This is a genomic window from Micromonospora sp. NPDC049274, from assembly GCF_040678875.1.
Classification (GTDB): Bacteria; Actinomycetota; Actinomycetes; order Mycobacteriales; family Micromonosporaceae; genus Micromonospora.
On the sequence record NZ_JBFAQS010000007.1, the window covers coordinates 69,248 to 84,303 of the forward strand.

Annotated in this window: 13 protein-coding genes; 10 read left to right on the forward strand and 3 right to left on the reverse strand. The window is 73.9% G+C overall.

The annotated features are described in order from the left end of the window. Positions 1 to 171: 171 nt before the first annotated feature. Entirely contained in the window at positions 172 to 354 is a 183-nt protein-coding gene (locus AB0K10_RS15350; protein ID WP_363683761.1) for a thiazolylpeptide-type bacteriocin, read from the forward strand. 7 nt (positions 355 to 361) lie between these two features. Here the strand turns inward: AB0K10_RS15350 and AB0K10_RS15355 are convergent, their stop codons facing one another. Together AB0K10_RS15355 and AB0K10_RS15360 are read right to left on the reverse strand one after the other, a co-directional pair. After that, positions 362 to 547 (reverse strand): hypothetical protein, encoded by a 186-nt coding sequence (locus AB0K10_RS15355; RefSeq protein WP_363683763.1) that lies wholly within the window; start codon positions 545 to 547, stop codon positions 362 to 364. Next, entirely contained in the window at positions 544 to 1,119 is a 576-nt protein-coding gene (locus AB0K10_RS15360) for a hypothetical protein (RefSeq protein ID WP_363683765.1), read from the reverse strand. Before AB0K10_RS15360 ends, AB0K10_RS15355 begins: the two co-directional genes overlap by 4 nt. 173 nt (positions 1,120 to 1,292) lie before the next feature. Between AB0K10_RS15360 and AB0K10_RS15365 the strand changes: the two genes are divergently transcribed. From AB0K10_RS15365 to AB0K10_RS15400, 8 genes are all read left to right on the forward strand, one after another. Then, the gene (locus tag AB0K10_RS15365; RefSeq protein ID WP_363683767.1) at positions 1,293 to 2,435 is read left to right on the forward strand and encodes a hypothetical protein; all 1,143 of its coding nucleotides are present in this window, start codon (positions 1,293 to 1,295) and stop codon (positions 2,433 to 2,435) included. After that, positions 2,432 to 5,014 (forward strand): lantibiotic dehydratase, encoded by a 2,583-nt coding sequence (locus AB0K10_RS15370; RefSeq protein ID WP_363683769.1) that lies wholly within the window; start codon positions 2,432 to 2,434, stop codon positions 5,012 to 5,014. The genes AB0K10_RS15365 and AB0K10_RS15370 overlap by 4 nt, the downstream gene beginning before the upstream one ends. Continuing rightward, positions 5,011 to 6,642 (forward strand): hypothetical protein, encoded by a 1,632-nt coding sequence (locus tag AB0K10_RS15375; protein WP_363683771.1) that lies wholly within the window; start codon positions 5,011 to 5,013, stop codon positions 6,640 to 6,642. The genes AB0K10_RS15370 and AB0K10_RS15375 overlap by 4 nt, the downstream gene beginning before the upstream one ends. Beyond that, the gene (locus AB0K10_RS15380) at positions 6,632 to 8,554 is read left to right on the forward strand and encodes a TOMM precursor leader peptide-binding protein (RefSeq protein ID WP_363683773.1); all 1,923 of its coding nucleotides are present in this window, start codon (positions 6,632 to 6,634) and stop codon (positions 8,552 to 8,554) included. The genes AB0K10_RS15375 and AB0K10_RS15380 overlap by 11 nt, the downstream gene beginning before the upstream one ends. Beyond that, the gene (locus AB0K10_RS15385; RefSeq protein ID WP_363683775.1) at positions 8,551 to 10,041 is read left to right on the forward strand and encodes a hypothetical protein; all 1,491 of its coding nucleotides are present in this window, start codon (positions 8,551 to 8,553) and stop codon (positions 10,039 to 10,041) included. Before AB0K10_RS15380 ends, AB0K10_RS15385 begins: the two co-directional genes overlap by 4 nt. A 70-nt stretch (positions 10,042 to 10,111) precedes the next feature. Then, a complete protein-coding gene (locus tag AB0K10_RS15390; protein ID WP_363683777.1) occupies positions 10,112 to 11,029 on the forward strand; it encodes a thiopeptide-type bacteriocin biosynthesis protein in 918 nt (305 codons plus the stop codon). Continuing rightward, the gene (locus tag AB0K10_RS15395; protein WP_363683779.1) at positions 11,026 to 12,198 is read left to right on the forward strand and encodes an FAD-dependent monooxygenase; all 1,173 of its coding nucleotides are present in this window, start codon (positions 11,026 to 11,028) and stop codon (positions 12,196 to 12,198) included. The genes AB0K10_RS15390 and AB0K10_RS15395 overlap by 4 nt, the downstream gene beginning before the upstream one ends. Next, positions 12,195 to 13,364, forward strand: coding sequence for an FAD-dependent monooxygenase (locus AB0K10_RS15400; RefSeq protein ID WP_363683781.1), 1,170 nt, complete (start codon positions 12,195 to 12,197; stop codon positions 13,362 to 13,364). The genes AB0K10_RS15395 and AB0K10_RS15400 overlap by 4 nt, the downstream gene beginning before the upstream one ends. Before the next feature lie 27 nt (positions 13,365 to 13,391). On the opposite strand, the gene AB0K10_RS15405 is transcribed toward AB0K10_RS15400, so the two are convergent. Next, entirely contained in the window at positions 13,392 to 14,030 is a 639-nt protein-coding gene (locus AB0K10_RS15405; RefSeq protein WP_363683783.1) for a TetR/AcrR family transcriptional regulator, read from the reverse strand. Positions 14,031 to 14,115: 85 nt separating this feature from the next. On the opposite strand from AB0K10_RS15405, the gene AB0K10_RS15410 reads away from it, so the two are divergent. Beyond that, on the forward strand, positions 14,116 to 14,916 hold the full coding sequence (locus AB0K10_RS15410) for an SDR family NAD(P)-dependent oxidoreductase (protein WP_363683785.1): 801 nt from the start codon (positions 14,116 to 14,118) through the stop codon (positions 14,914 to 14,916). Positions 14,917 to 15,056: the final 140 nt, after the last annotated feature.

Here is a 15,056-nt window from a genome sequence, read left to right on the forward strand (position 1 = left end):
CACCTCGCCCCGGGCGGCCCTTTCGGGGTAACGGGGGGCACCGATGTAATTGCCACCGTGATATGTGTCAGCAGGCGCTGGCAAAGCATGGACACGGCCGGTGTGCGAGGCCAGAATTGATTTCACCGGAAGGGTTGAAGAAAAGCCCTTCACAGCAGAAGGAGAAATGACATGAGCATCGACGAAACCGCTGCCGCCGCCGCCCAGGACGACAAGGCCTTCGACTCGTTCGAGATCGCCGACCTGGAGGTCCTCGAGGTCGCCCAGGGCGTGGCTCTGCCGGAGCTGGGCGCGTCGAGCGGCAGCATCGGCACCTCGTCCTCCTCCTCGACCTGCTCGTCCAGCACCTGCTGAACGACGGTCAGGGTCGGACCGAGACCAGCCGGACCGGCGACGGGACACAGGGGATGAACGGCGACGGGAAACAACTGTCGCCCTCGCCCACCCGCTCGCCCAGCACCTGCTGACGCGGCTGACGTCGGCTGTGCTCGTCCAAGTCGAAGTTGGACGAGTGCAGCCGACGTCGGTGCGCCTGGCCCTCGCTCATCCGCGCCGGGACACGTCCAGCGCGGTGGACCAGAGCGCGACGGCGGCCGGTAGGCCGACCACCGCTCGCACGGTCTCGTTGCTCCTATCAAGACCGTACGCCGTTGCGCCGGCCGCTGCCACCAGGATCAGCAGTGCGCCTGTCCACCAGTAGCCGGGGACGTCGAAGATCCGGGCCAGGGGCAGGAAGTGCAGGCCGACGACCAGGCAGACAGCCACCACGATCAGTCCTGGTGAATCGGCCCGGAGCAGCCCGAAGACGGCCGCGAGGATCAGCACGGTCTGGGCCAGGTTGATCAGGTGGAACCAGCGCATCGAATGTGGGCGGACGCGGCGGACCCGGGACGGACCGCGCGCTTGCAGCCGCCGGCTCGCCACCAGGAGGGCGCCCGCACCGACCACCGCGGCCAGGTCGAGGGCGAGCCGAACCCCGGTGGGCACCGGTAGGCCGGTCACGCCCACGATCAGCCAGAGCAACCCGTAGACGATCATCGTGACGACGCCCATGGCGAGCGGGCCTCGGCGATTCACGGACTCGCCGCCCAATTGACGCGCGCCGGTGTCAGCTGACATGAGCAGACCCTAGCGTAGGTCGCTCAAAAGGCGCAAACCACCCGCCGAGACGAGCCGTCAGCGGATTGCTGACAGTTGTCAGGAACATTCTTGTGCGATCGCCGCGCGGGTCGAGAATCGAATTCCCAGTGAATTTCCTGCTCGTCGAGACAATTCCGGAAAGGTGCGTCGACATGACGACCGAGGCGTATGAGCCGGCCACCGACGTGATCGGTGTGCGGCTCCACACCAGGGGGCCACTGACGCTTCCCTGGTTGGCACGATCCGTGGTGCCGGTGGCCCGCGCGCTGCACGGCGACGGCAACGCCGTCGTCCACCTCCGTCGGGGCTGGCGGCACGGTCCGCACGTCGACGTCGTCGCCTACGGCGGCGCCGGGGGCGCGGCGGACTGGGCCACCGTCGCCGCGAAGCTGGACGCCGGCCCACTGGACCCGACCCGTGCCCTCAGCGAGGAGGACTACCTCACCCAGGCTCGCGAGTTCGGCCGGTTGGAGGCGGTGCCCCCGCCCTACCTGCCGATGGCCGAGCACGGCGCGGTGCGGCTGCTCCGCCGGGAGGACACCGGCCCGCAACAGCCGGCGCTGCGCGCCCTGCCCGGCTGGGAGGTGGCGCAGAGCGTCCTGACCACGCCGCTGCTGGACACCGTGGACGAACTCGCGCGCCGGCCCGAGCAGGGCACCGTACGCCTCGGCGAGGCCTTCGCGGCGCTCGCCGACTCCTACTTCCTGGGGCTGGCGCACGGCGTCTACTCGTTCCGGTCGCACGTCGAGGCGTTCCTGGCCTGGGCGCGGCCCACCCAGGACGTACGCCCGGTCTTCGCGCAGCGGTTGGCCCGGGAGGCGGCGGTGCTGCGCCCGGTGGTCGAGCAGCGGCTCGCCGGCACTCCCAGCGGCCCGGCGGCGGCCTGGCGGACGGCATTCGCCTACTGCGCCGGCACCTTCGACGCCGCCGTGACCGACGGCACGCTCAGCCTCGACCTGCTCGACGAGATCACCGGCGGTGTGGACACCGCGGCGATGGGCCCGCCCACCGCCCCCGACGTGGTGCCGACAGGCGACCAGCCGGACACCGAGTTCCACCGCAGGGTCGCCGCGTCGGGTGCCTACGACCGGACCACCCAGTGGTTCGCCGCCTACCGCGTGCTGATCAACCTCTTCTACCAGCAGCTTCCGCTGCTCACCGTGTCGCCGATGCAGCGCTACTACATGTGCTACGCGATCAGCGAGCTGGTCGACGAGGTGCTCGGTGAGAGCTGGCAGGACCGGCTCACCCGCGACCGGGTCCGGGTCGTCGCGACCGCGGGGAGGGCGGCATGACACTCGCCCCCGCCGCCCCGGCGCCCCTCGCCCCGATCACGACCACCTCGCCGGCGGAGCCCCTCTGGCAACTGCGGATCAACCCGCTGCGCAGGGCCCGCCTCGCCGACCCGACGCTGCGGGTGCTCCTGGCCGACCTGACCGACGTGGACAGGGCGTTGTCCGACAGCGCCGCCCGCTGCGCCGACGATCTCTACCGGCTGATCGGCGCCAGCTCGGACGAGGCCGAACGCAAGCGTCTCGTGGAGGCCCGCCGCGCCATCTCCCGGGATCGGGAGCCCCGCACCGACCTCACCCAGCTGCCCGCCGTGGCAGCCTGGGTCGCCGCCCGCCACCGCCGCGACGAACTGCGCGCCCGGCTCAGCGCCGAGCACCCGGCGGCGGCCGAGCGGGAACGGGGGACCCTCGCCGGGCTGTTGGGCGACGAGGACCTGCGCCGTTCGCTGGCCCTGCTCGCCCCCGAGGTGCACGAGGAGGCCGAGCGCTACCGGGCCGCCGTGGCCACCGGGCAACCGGTGGCCGCCCGAGCCCGCAAGTCGGAGCGCGGCCTGATCCAGTACGTCACCCGGGCCATGGTCCGGACCAGCCCGCTGGCCCGGTTCACCGCTGTCGGCATCGCGGTGCCCGGCCCCGACGGGATCGACCCGCGCGGCGTGCCGTTCACCGGGGCGCACTCCTTCCCCAGCCTGGACCGCGTCATGATCGCCTATGTGCTGGGCGGGCTGAACCCGCCGGCGGGCACGGCGCGGCTCGGTGTCTGGGTGGGGCTCTCGCCAACGTCCGCCGTGGAGCCGGAGCAGGGCGCGCTGTTCTTCCTGCGCCCCACCGAGGGCGGCTACCAGCGCCTCTCCGCGCCGCTGCGGGGCCCGATCAAGCTGCTGATGGACGCGATCGCCATGGGCCCGCGTCCGGCCCGGGCGGTGGCGGCGTACGTGTCCACGCACTCCGGCTGCCCACTGCCCGACGCCGAGCAGATCGTGCTGCGGGCGCTGGACAGCGGCATCCTGTGCACCTTCAACGAGGCCGAGAACGGCGACGCCGACCTGGCCGAGCAGCTGGACCGGCCGGACACCCCGGCCGCCGACGCCCTCGCCGACGTGCGTACCGGGTTGTCCCGGCTGGCCGACGGGCCGGTGCTGGAGCGCGGCGCTGACCTGGCGACCCTGCGCGCCGACCTGGCCCGGGTCAGCCGACTGGCGCAGCGGCCGGCCCAGGTGATGGTGGAGGAGGACTACCTCCTCCCGCCGACCACAGTGAACACCGAGCCGGTGCGGGGCAACCTGGCCGACCTGGGCGCGGCGGTGGAGCTGCTGTCTGTCTTCGACTGGCTGCACGACGTTCGCATGATGACCACCAGGGCCTTCGTGGGGCGGTTCGGCGCGGGCGCAGGCGTCTCGCTCGCCGACCACGCCGACGAACTCGTCGAGGCGGTGTCCGCACAGGCCGTGGCGGCCGGGGACTACGCCGCCACGCTCACCGACGACAGCCCTGTCGGCGACGATCCGCTGCTGCGCCTGTACGCGCTGCGCCGCCGGATCATGGCCTGGACCCGGGCGGAGATCACCCGGGCCGCCGAGGCGGGCGAGCCCGAGGTGCGGTGGTCCGCCGAGCAGGCGTACGAGCTCGTCGCCGAACTGCCCGAGGAGTTCCGGCGTGACCCACTCAGCTACGGGGTGCTCGCGCAGTGGGCGGGGGACCGGCTGGTGGTCAACGACGGACTGCCGGGGCACGGCATGCTCTACTCCCGCTTCCTCGACGGCGACCGGCGGCTCGGCGGGCGGGCGCTGCCGTACCTCGCCGACCGGCTCACCGAGCGCTTCGGCTGGGACGGCGCACGCGTCGTGGAGGACCTGGGGCTGCACCGACTCAACGTCAACGCCCATCCCCGCGTGCTGCCCGACGGGTTGGGCCCGGACGACTGGTACGCGCTGCGTCTGGTGCACGACCCGGACACCGACACGCTCGCGGTCACGGATGCCGACGGGCAGCGGCTGCGGGTGCTGCCGCTGGGCACCGGCCACCCGGGGCTGTTCCCGCCGCCCCTGTCGGTGGCGTCCTGCCTGGCGACCGGGGGCCGACTCAACAACTACCTGCTGGACCTCTGGCACGGCGGCAACCCGTGGGACCGGGCCCGTACCCGGATCGCCCCCCGGATCGCCGTCGGTGACGTGGTGGTGAGCCGCCGCCGCTGGTACGGCGGCGCCGAGCTGGACGGAGCGCTGGCCGCGCCGGAGGGCCCCGAGCGACTGCTCGCCCTCACCGGCTGGCGCGGCCGGTACGGCGTACCGGAGGAGGTGGTGGTCAAGACCGCCTTCGACGACGAGGCGCCCCGGTCGTTGCGCCCGGCCGACATCATGCCCCGCCGGCAGAAGCAGAAGCCGCAGTACGTCGACCTGACCTCCGCCCTCGGCACCCGGGTGCTGCCGCGGATGCTCGAGCGTCGGGCCGACGGAAAGGCCGTGGACTACCTGGAGGAGGCGCTTCCCGGGGTGGTCGACGGTACGCACGCGCACGAGTGGGTGGTCGAGATCGGCAGGCGCCCCGGCGGCCTGTTCCAGTACGGAGGGAAGAAGTCATGAGACTGCGCGCGCGACCGTACCTGCACTACGCGCCGACGCCCGACGGCGTCTACCTCGCCGGGGGCCGCGACCAGCTCGTCCTGCGGGGCTCGGCGCTGCTGTTCCGCGTCGCCGACACCTGTGTGCCGCTGCTGGACGTCGGCACCACCGAGGACGAGATGGTGACCGCGCTGGGCACCGAGCGGGCCAGGCCGGCCGTCCGCCACCTGGTCGACCAGCTGCGGGGGCACCACCTGCTGCTGGACTTCGCGGCGCACACCGTCGCCGAGCCGGACGAGGCCGAGCGGCAGCGGTGGGCCGGCCCGCTGGCGTACCTGGAGGCGGTGTCCGCGGATCCGTACGCCGCCTTCGCGGCGGTGCGGGCGGCACGGGTCGCGGTGGTGGGCCCCGTCGAGGTCACCGGGCCGGCGGTGCGGGGGCTGCTCCGGGCCGGGATCGGTGCGGCCGAGGCGCGGGACGCGACCGATGACCTGACCGGGTTCGACGCGGTGATCCGCTGTTTCTCCGCCGACGAGGCGCCCGAGCCGGGCGCGGCGCCGGTGCTGCCGGTGCTGCTGGACGACCGGGTGCTGGTGGCCGGACCGCTGGTGAGCGACGCCGCGACCGCCGCGGTGTGGCCGGCGTGGCGGGACCGGGTCCTGGAGCAGGCGGCGGCGGACGGCGTGCCGCCGGCCGCCCGTCCGGTCGCGGACGCGCTGGCAGGTGCGCTCGCCGCGCACCTGCTGTTCACGATCATCGCTGGTCAGGACACCCGTCGGGACGCGCACGTCGTGCATTCCGACGCGCTCACCGCCGACCGGGTGGTGCTCGGCGCGCCCCTGGCCGACGACGAGCGGTGGCACCTGCTGGACGACGCCCAACCCGTTCCGCTGCCCACGATCGACGATCTGACCCCGGCCGTCTCGGCCCTGACCACCCGCTGGACCGGCCCGTACACCCGGGGTGACCGGGAACCGGAGCTGCCCCAGCTGCCGCTGTCGCAGCGCGAACTGGCGTACCGCGACGGCCGGACCGGCTCGGTCTTCGCCGCCGGACCCGACCTCCAGACCGCGTACGTCGCGGCGGCGATCGAGGGGATGCGGCGGGCGGCCGACGGCGGCGCGGCGGGACTGACCGAGGAGACGTGGCTGCTCGACGGCGTACTGCGGCTGCTCGCCGCGGAAGCCGAGCAGGCCCACCTGGTGGACCCGGCGGACCTGGACCCGGAGACGCGCCGGATCCGGCAGAGCCTGGGTGCCCAGCCGCACGTCGTCGACCTGCGCGCGGTGCCCGGCCTGGACTGGCGGCTGGCCCGGGTGCGTACCCCGGACGGGGAGACGCTCGGCGTGGCCTGGGGGCCGGACACGGACACCGCCGTCCGGGCCGCCGTGGGAGTGGCGGTCACCGCCGCGCAGGTCCGGGCGGCCGGCGGCGAGCCGGAACCCGCCCTGCACACCGACGCCCTGCTGCTCGCCGGTGACGGCGTGGTGGACGCGCTGCGCAAGCAGGTCACCGCGCTGGCCGCGGCGACCGGCCGCCGGTTCCGCGGCCGCGCCCGGCACGCCGACCCCGTCCTGGGCGAGCTTCCGTTCTGGTACGGCCCGGTCGAGGTGACCGGCGACATCGAGGAGCAGACCGATGGGCACTGACACCGACCGGCCCAACCTCGGGCCGGGGTTCACCGCCGACGCCGCCGACGAGTGGCTCACCGCGCTGGCCCCGCTGCTCGCGGTCGACGCCACAGTGACGCTCGACCGCGGATTCGACCTGGACTGGCAGACCGGGCAGTGGCGGCGCAGCGCCGCCGACGGCCGCGAGCACCTGTCGGTGCGGGTGTACGACGACGAGGTGCAGATCGGCCCACGCTGGGTGCCGGGCACCGACGCCGGCTGCCCGGTCTGCGCCGAGTCCCGCGAGCGTTCGGTGCTGGAGCACCCGCTGCAGGCCCGACTGGACCTCAACCGCTGGCGGACCGGCACCGGCGACCCGCTGCTGCCGGACCTGCTGGCGGCGGCTGCCCGGAACCTGGCGGACGTGCCGCTGGCCCCCGGCGAGCTCGCCGTCGTCGGCCCGGCAGGTGTGCGGCGGCACCGGATCCCGCGGCACTTCTACTGCTCGTCGTGTGCTCCGCGCTTCCAGCCGGACCTGGACTGGCGACCGGAGCCGCTGACCCTGCGCAGCCACCCGGCCGCGCCGGGCGACCCCACCCGGGCCGCGGACGGTGCCCGCCTGGTCGTTCCGGGGGCGCTGCGTAACCGGGTCGTCGACGAGCGTTTCGGCCCGGTCCAGAAGATCATTCTGGAGTCGGCCGCACCCTTCGCCATGAGCATGTCGATCATGCCGGATGCGCCGGCGTGGGGACACGGCCGGGCGATGACCTTCCGGGAAGCCGAACCGGTCGGCCTCATCGAGCTCTACGAGCGCCTCGGCGGCTTCCCGTTCGACGCGCCGGTGCTCCAGGGGCTGACCTACCGCCAGGTCGCCGACCACGCACTCGACCCGGCGACCCTCGGCGGGCACACCGACGAGCAGCTCGCCCACCCCACCGCCCGGGTGCTCCCGGTGCACCCGGACAGCCCGATGGACTGGGTGTGGGGCCATGACCTCGGCACCGGGCGGCCGGTGCTGGTGCCCGCCGAGATCGGCTTCTACCAGTACGAGTACCGGTACAAGCTGAACCGCCGGGCCGCCCGCGCCGCACGCCGGGCCAACCCGCGGGAGAACCGGAAGCACTTCTACGACTCCTCCAGCGGCTGCGCGGCCGGCTCCTGCCTGGAGGAGGCGGCGCTGCACTCGCTGCTGGAGCTCGCCGAGCGGGACGCCTTCCTGATCGCCTGGCACCGGGCCACCCCGCTGCCGGTGATCCCCACCTCGACGATCACCGACCCGGACAGTCAGGCCCTTATCGACCTCATCCACGCTCGTGGCTTCGACGTCCACATCCTCGTCGCCACCCACGACGTGGCCCTGCCGATCGTGTGGACCCTCGCCGTCAACCGGACCGGCGGATTCCCCGCCACTTTCCACTCCGGAGGGTCCGGCGCCAACCCGGCCACCGCCATCCGGGGCGCCCTACGCGAGGTCGCCCAGCTCGTCACCGACCCGCAGGACCCGGACACCTCCGACATCGAGCCGATGTTGGCCGACCCGTGGAACATGGAGGAACTGGTCCACCACCCCCGCTACTACATGCATCCCGCCACGCTGGCCCGGGCCACCGCCGTGCTCGGCGGTCCGCAGACCACGATCGCCGAGGCGTTCGGCGACTGGCCCGGCCAGCTCGACCGGGCCGCCGCCGGTGACGTTCGGGGCGCCCTGGACCACGTCCGGGAGCTCTACGCGGCGGCCGGCATGGACCGGATGGTGCTTGTCGACCAGAGCACCCGGGAGCACCGGGACGTCGGCATCTCGGTGGTCAAGATGGTCGTACCCGGCATCCTGCCGATGTGCTTCGGCCACGCCCAGCAGCGGCTGCTGGGTCAGCCCCGGCTCGCCGCCGCGCTCGCCGGCACCGCCCAGGCCGGACGCCCCCTGCCCTACGATCCCCACCCGTTCCCGTGAGCGCCGGGCTGCGGGTTCCCGCCCCGTACACCGACCACACCATCGGCCGGGAGTCGCTCTGGCACGCGTACGCCACCGGGGCGGACGAGACGGTGATCCCGCCGTGGCTGTCCGAGCCGGTGCCTCCGATGGAGACGCACGTCCACCCACCCGCCCCGGCCGTCGCCGTGGGAGGCGCCCGCCGTCCACTCCCGTACGGGACGGCGGAGCTGCTGGGCCGGACCGCGTACCCGCACGGGCAGGTGGCGGGGGAGGTGGCGGACCCGATCGGGCACGCCCTGGTGGCCGCGTACGGCCCGCAGTGGTACGACCCGGACAACGTCTACAACCCCCACCGCGGCTACGCCTCGCCGCGCTGCCTGTACCCGGTGCAGGTCTTCGCCGACGACGGGGAGCACTGGGCGCTGCTGGATCCCGACCGGCACGTGCTGACCACGCTGTCGGTACCCGGGCATTCGCCCCGGGTGCGGCAGCTCGCGCTGACCGGCCGCTACACCCGCATCCCGCGCGGCTACCGCTGGTTCCGTGGCTCCCTGGTCGCCATCGAGACCGGCTACGCGCTGCGCGCCCTCGCCATCGGCCTGCACCAGTTCCGGGTGCCGGCGTGGGTGCGGCTGCCCGACGCCGGGGCCGACGCGGTCCTCGCCGAGCTGGGGCTCGACCCCGCCGGGGAGTGGTCGCTGCCGGTCACCGTCGGGTTGGGCGCGCCCCCTCCGGTGCCCGGACCGACGCCCGCCGACCCGCACGCCGAGGCGGCCGATCCGGTCCTCGCCGAGGTGGCCGGCGTGAACCGGCAGCAGGCGTTCACCGACCCACCCGCCCGACTCGGCTCCGGCGTACCGGCGGGCGCCGCCGTCGCGCCGACCGCGCCGGACTGGGCGGAGCTGACCTGGCGCCGTAACTCGGGGCGGATGCCTGCGGGCCGGCCCGGCTTCGACTCCCGCCGTCGGCGGTTACCGGCGGCGGTCGTGCACGACATCATCCGCTGGCTGGCCGTGCCGGCACCCGGACCCACCCTGGCCGCCGTCCGCGACCGGATCACCGTCTCGGTCGCCCTGCGCGACATCGAGGGGTACGTCGACGGCGTGCACCGGGTCGGGCCGGACGGCGAACTCGTCCTGCACCGAGCCGACCGAGAGATCACCGCGAAGCTGGAGGCCACCTACGGCTACCCGCTCACCCCGACCGAGGGCTGCGGTGTCCGGCACGCCTCCATGGTGTGGTTCCTGTCGGTCCGCCCCCGGGAGCTGCACGCCGCCCACGGGCCGACGGCCTGGACGGCCACCCAGTACGCCGTCGGCTGGGCCGCGCACGGCCTCTCCCTCGCGGCCAGCGCGGCAGACCTTTTCGCCCGGCCCGTCCGGGCGTTCGTGGAGAACGCGACGCGGGACCTGCTCGGCCTGGCCGGCGACGAGATGATCGCGCTCGCCGCAGTGGTGGGCACGCCGCGGCATGCCAGCGGCGGGCTGCTCGACATCAGGTTGTGAGGAGCGGTGTCGTGAGCGCGAGCAGTGACCCGGGTCTGCGAACCCCGCAATCGAGAACAGAGGAGATGCCGTGACCCAGACCGTGCTCCGCCCCGACCCCACCGCGATCCGGCCCACCGACTGGAGTTCGTGGCACCTGCACCTCGCCTCGGACGCCCGCTCGGTGCAGGACCGGGTGATCCAGGAGGTGATCCGGCCGGTGGTCGCCGAACTCGACGGCCGGCCCTGGTTCTTCATGCGTTTCTGGCAGGCCGGCACCCACCTGCGGTTCCGGGTCGGCGACCTGGACTCCGAGGCGTACCGCCGGGTGGAGGAGGCGTTGCGTGACCGGCTGGCCGAGGCAGGTCGGCTGGCCGACGACGAGGAGCCCCTCGACGAGGCCGGCTACCGGGCGGGGGCGGTGACCTTCGCCGCCACCGAGCGCGGTGCCGACCGGCAGATTCTCGACCTGATGCCCCCGGGCGTGCACCGGGCCGTCTACGAGCCGGAGCACCTGCGCTACGGCGGCAGGTCGCTGATGCCCGCCACCGAGCGGCTGTTCCAGCTCTCCAGCGAGCTCGTCGTCGCCGTGCTGCCCAGCCGGCCCTCCGAAGGGCTGCGTACCGGCCTGGGACTGCGGGGCACCATCGCCGCCGCGGCCGCCCTCGGGAGTCGTGAGCGGCAGGCCGAGTTCTACCGCCGCAGCATGGACGCCTGGCGGGTGTGGGCCGGCAACTCCGGCACGACGCCGGAGCAGCTCGCCGCCCTCTGCGCCGTCGACGCCACCGGCCCGGTGCCCGATCCGGACGCACACGGTCCGTTCCGCCGCTGGCACGCCGCGATCGCGGAGCTGGCCGAGCAGATCGCCGCCAGCGGCGACACGCCGCCCGCCCAGATCCTCTTCTCCCACGTCCACATGCTGCACAACCGACTCGGCCGCAGCCTCTTCGAGGAGCTGCGCACCTACGCCTGGCTCGCCGCGGCGTACCCGGACGGAAACCCGTCATGAGCAGCCCGCGGGTGGCGGTCGTCGGCGCCGGCATCGGCGGGCTGGCCCTGGCCGCGGCCCTCGACGCGGCCGGCACGGCCTACGAGGTGTTCGAGCGGGCCGACCGGCTCACCGAGGTCGGCGCCGGGGTCCAGCTCTCCCCGAACGCGGTCCGACCCCTGCACCGGCTCGGTCTGCGGCCGACGCTCGACGCCCGGGCCGTCCGACTCGCCGGGGCGCAGATCCACGGCTGGTCCGGCCGGCCGGTGGCCCGCACCGAACTCGGCGCCGCCTGTGAGGTGCGCTTCGGTGCGCCGTACCTGGGGATCCACCGTGCCGACCTGCGCGACGCCCTGCACGCGCGGGTGGACCCCACCCGGCTGCATCTGGGCCGGCCGTTGGTCGGTGTGGACGGTGACGGCGAGGAGGTGGTGCTCACCTTCGCCGACGGCCGTACCCACCGGGCCGACGTGGTGGTCGGCGCGGACGGGCTGCGGTCGGCGGTCCGCGCGGCGCTCGTCCCGGACACGCCGGTCTTCTCCGGCCTCGGCGTGTTCCGTGGGCTGGTGCCGATGGATCGCCTGCCGGCGGGCGCCCGTGCGCCGGTGGCCCGGATGTGGCTCGGCCCGGGCCGGCACTTCGTCTGCTACCCGGTCAGCGGCGGCCGGGCGCTCGGCTTCGCCGCCATCGCGCCCCTGCGTCAGCCGCCCGTGGAATCGTGGTCCGCCACTGTGGATCCGGCCGACCTGGTAGCCGCCTTCGACGGCTGGCACGCCCCGGTCACCGCCGTGGCGCGAGCCGCCCGCGAGGTCCGGTACTGGGCGCTCTGGGACCGGGAACCGTTGACCGCCTGGTCGGTCGGGCGGGTCACCCTGCTCGGCGACGCCGCCCATCCGATGCTGCCCTTCCTGGCGCAGGGCGCCAACCAGGCGGTCGAGGACGCCGTCGAGCTGGCCGCCTGTCTCAGCGGCGCCTCCCGCGCCGACGCCCCGGACCGGCTGCTGCGCTACCAGCGGCAGCGGATGCCCCGGGCCACCGCCGTGCAGAGCGCCTCGCGCGCGCAGGCCCGACACATGCACCTCGCCGACGGCCCCGAACAGGCCGCCCGTGACGTGGCGCTGCGCCAGGCCGCCGACCTGGACGCCCGTGCCTGGCTGTACGGGTACGAGCCGGGTGGGGTGGCGGCGTGACACGGATCGCGATCGTGGGCGGCGGGGTGGCCGGGCTGGCCGTCGCCGCGCTGCTGCGCCACCACGGGATGCCGTACCGCATCTACGAACAGTCGGCCCGGTTCGCCGCCGTCGGCGCCGGCATCCAGCTCTCCCCGAACGGAGTGCGGATCCTGCACCGCCTCGGTGTGGGCCCGACGCTGCGTGAGCACGGCGTGGCCGCCGAGTCGATCGAGATCCGGCGCTGGGACGACGGCCGGCTCCTCTGTGCCGTCCCACACGGAGACGCGTGCGTGACCGACTTCGGCGCCCCGTACGTGCTCATCCACCGTGCCGACCTGCAGCGCGGCCTGGTCGGACTCCTGCCGGCCGCCGACCTCGGGCTCGGTCGGCGCGTCGTCGGAGTCAGCGAGGACGACGAGCAGGCCACGCTGCACCTCGCCGACGGCACCAGTGAGACCGCCGACCTGGTCATCGGCGCCGACGGTGTGCACTCCGTGGTGCGCCCCGCGCTGATCGACGACAGTCCGCGCTACTCCGGCTACGCCGTCTGGCGCGGCCTGCTCCCGGTGGACGAGGTGCCCGCCCTGGGCCGGGTACCCCGGGTGCTCTTCTGGTTCGGGCCCGACGCGCACGTCACGTACTACCCGATCGCGGCCCGGCGAACGGTGCACGTCTCCGCGGTCTGCGCGCGGAACGCGGAGAACGGCGACGTGGCCGTCGAGGAGCTGACCGCCGCTCTGCACGGCTGGCATCCCGAGGTGCGTCGCGTCATCGGCGCGGCCCGCGGGGTCAGCCGCTGGGGGCTGTACGACCGGGACATCACCGGGCCCTGGCACAGCCGCCGACTGGTGCTGCTCGGCGATGCCGCGCACCCGACCCTGCCGTACCTGTCGCAGGGCGCCAACCAGGCGTTGGAGGACGCCCTGCTCGTCGCCGACCTGCTCGCCGCGGACCCGACCACGGCCCTCGACCGGTACGAGCGGGCACGCCGGCCCCGGGTGGCGGAGGTGCACCGGCAGGCCCGGCACCGGGCCGCCCTCTTCCACCTGCCCGACGGGCCGGCGCAGCGCGCCCGCGACGAGGAACTGGCCCGGCAGGTCGACCTGAGCCACCTCCGGTGGCTCTACGGCCACGACCCCGACGCGGAGCCGGCGTACGGCCTGTCGACCGGCGGGAGCGGATAGATCGGTCCGGCCGGCCTGATGGCGCCGTCAGCCGGGGCTGGTCGCGGCGGGTGCGCCATCGCCGCCGCCGGTGTCTGGCGGTGTGGCGACGATGACCTCGATCAGATCGTGCAGTTGTCGGGTGAGAGCCCCTTGATCCATGCCGGTGAGTGCCGGGGTCGCGATGACCTTGCGCATCAGCCACACTCCGGCGATCAGGGAGAGAAGCAGTTCCGCGCGTGGGGCGGCATCGGGGCCGGGCAGGATGTCGGTCAGGTGCCGTCCCACGTGCTTTTCGATGCCCGCGCGGATGATCTCGGCGGCCCGTGGATTGGCTACCGATCGCAGCATCAGCACGAACGGGTCCAGATCGTCCGCCTCTGGTGACGTCCGCGCGGCCAACCTGGCCGCCGTCCGTTCGCTCAGCACGCTCGGGTCGTCGCTGACGACGGTTCGCGGAGCGAACGAGCGGTCGACCGCCTCGGCGAACAGCTTCTCCTTGGAGCCGAAGTAGCGGTTGACAAGCATCGCCGTCACTCCGGCGCCCGCGGCGACCTCGCGGACGCCAGCGCCGTCGTAGCCCAGGCGGGTGAACGCCTCGATCGCTGAATTCAGGATCGCCTCGCGGGTGGCGGCGGCATCGCGCCGCCGCGGGCCGTCCCCGGATTCGCCTGTGTCTGCCGTCACGTCTACGAGTGTAGACTACTCCGTTCGGCGATGTCTACAGTCGTAGACATAGCAGCGTGACGCCGAGAGAGAGAAGGAGAATCCGATGGACCTGCAACTGACCGGCAGGCGTGCCCTGGTGACCGGTTCGAGCTCCGGGCTCGGTGAGGCGATGGCGCGACTGCTCGCCGCCGAAGGCGCCGAGGTGGTCGTGCACGGACGGAGCGAGAAGCGGGCCACGGCGGTGGCCGAGGCGATCCGCGCAACCGGCGGCAAAGCGGACATCGCGCTCGGTGATCTGACCACGGACGAGGGTGCGGACGCGGTAGCCGCCGCGGCCCTGGCCGGCGGCCCGGTCGACATCCTGGTCAACAACGCTGGCGCCTACAAGCACCTCTCCTGGACCGACGCCACGCCGGACTCCTGGCGGGAGACCTACGAGGGCAACGTCATCTCCGGCGTACGGATGATCCAGCGACTGGTGCCGGCCATGCGCGAGCGTGGCTGGGGACGCGTCATCACCATCGGTGGCGGGCTCGCGACCCAGCCGTTGTTCCAGCACCCGCAGTACAACGCGACCCTCGCCGCCCGACACAACCTGGCGGTGTCGCTCGCCCGGGAACTGAAGGGCACCGGCGTGACCTCGAACATCGTCGCGCCCGGAGCGATCCTCGTCGAGGCCGTCAAGGACCTGCTGATCGAGATCGCCCCCGAGCGGGGCTGGGGCGAGACCTGGGAGCAGATCGAGCAGGGCGCGACGAACGAGTTGGTGCCCAACGACATCGACCGGCTCGGCCGGCCGGAGGAGATCGCCACGGCGGTCGCCTTCCTCGCCAGCCCACTGGCCGGCTACATCAGCGGCGCCAACATCCGCGTCGACGGTGGCACCATCCGCAACGTCACCTGACCCCCGCACCCACCGCTGTGGGCTGACCGGTGCCGGTCAGACCCACAGCGGACCCCTCGGGTCGATGAGCGGGCGGCGGCGTGCGTTCCCCGCACGGCGTCCGGTAGCGGACACACTCCAGCCCGCACGGCCTGCACAGA

Bases quoted from the DNA above. Each gene is read 5' to 3' on its own strand.
- AB0K10_RS15350 (WP_363683761.1), top strand. From the start codon at position 172: ATGAGCATCGACGAAACCGCTGCCGCCGCCGCCCAGGACGACAAGGCC.
- AB0K10_RS15355 (WP_363683763.1), bottom strand. From the start codon at position 547: ATGAGCGAGGGCCAGGCGCACCGACGTCGGCTGCACTCGTCCAACTTC.
- AB0K10_RS15360 (WP_363683765.1), bottom strand. From the start codon at position 1,119: ATGTCAGCTGACACCGGCGCGCGTCAATTGGGCGGCGAGTCCGTGAAT.
- AB0K10_RS15365 (WP_363683767.1), top strand. From the start codon at position 1,293: ATGACGACCGAGGCGTATGAGCCGGCCACCGACGTGATCGGTGTGCGG.
- AB0K10_RS15370 (WP_363683769.1), top strand. From the start codon at position 2,432: ATGACACTCGCCCCCGCCGCCCCGGCGCCCCTCGCCCCGATCACGACC.
- AB0K10_RS15375 (WP_363683771.1), top strand. From the start codon at position 5,011: ATGAGACTGCGCGCGCGACCGTACCTGCACTACGCGCCGACGCCCGAC.
- AB0K10_RS15380 (WP_363683773.1), top strand. From the start codon at position 6,632: ATGGGCACTGACACCGACCGGCCCAACCTCGGGCCGGGGTTCACCGCC.
- AB0K10_RS15395 (WP_363683779.1), top strand. From the start codon at position 11,026: ATGAGCAGCCCGCGGGTGGCGGTCGTCGGCGCCGGCATCGGCGGGCTG.
- AB0K10_RS15410 (WP_363683785.1), top strand. From the start codon at position 14,116: ATGGACCTGCAACTGACCGGCAGGCGTGCCCTGGTGACCGGTTCGAGC.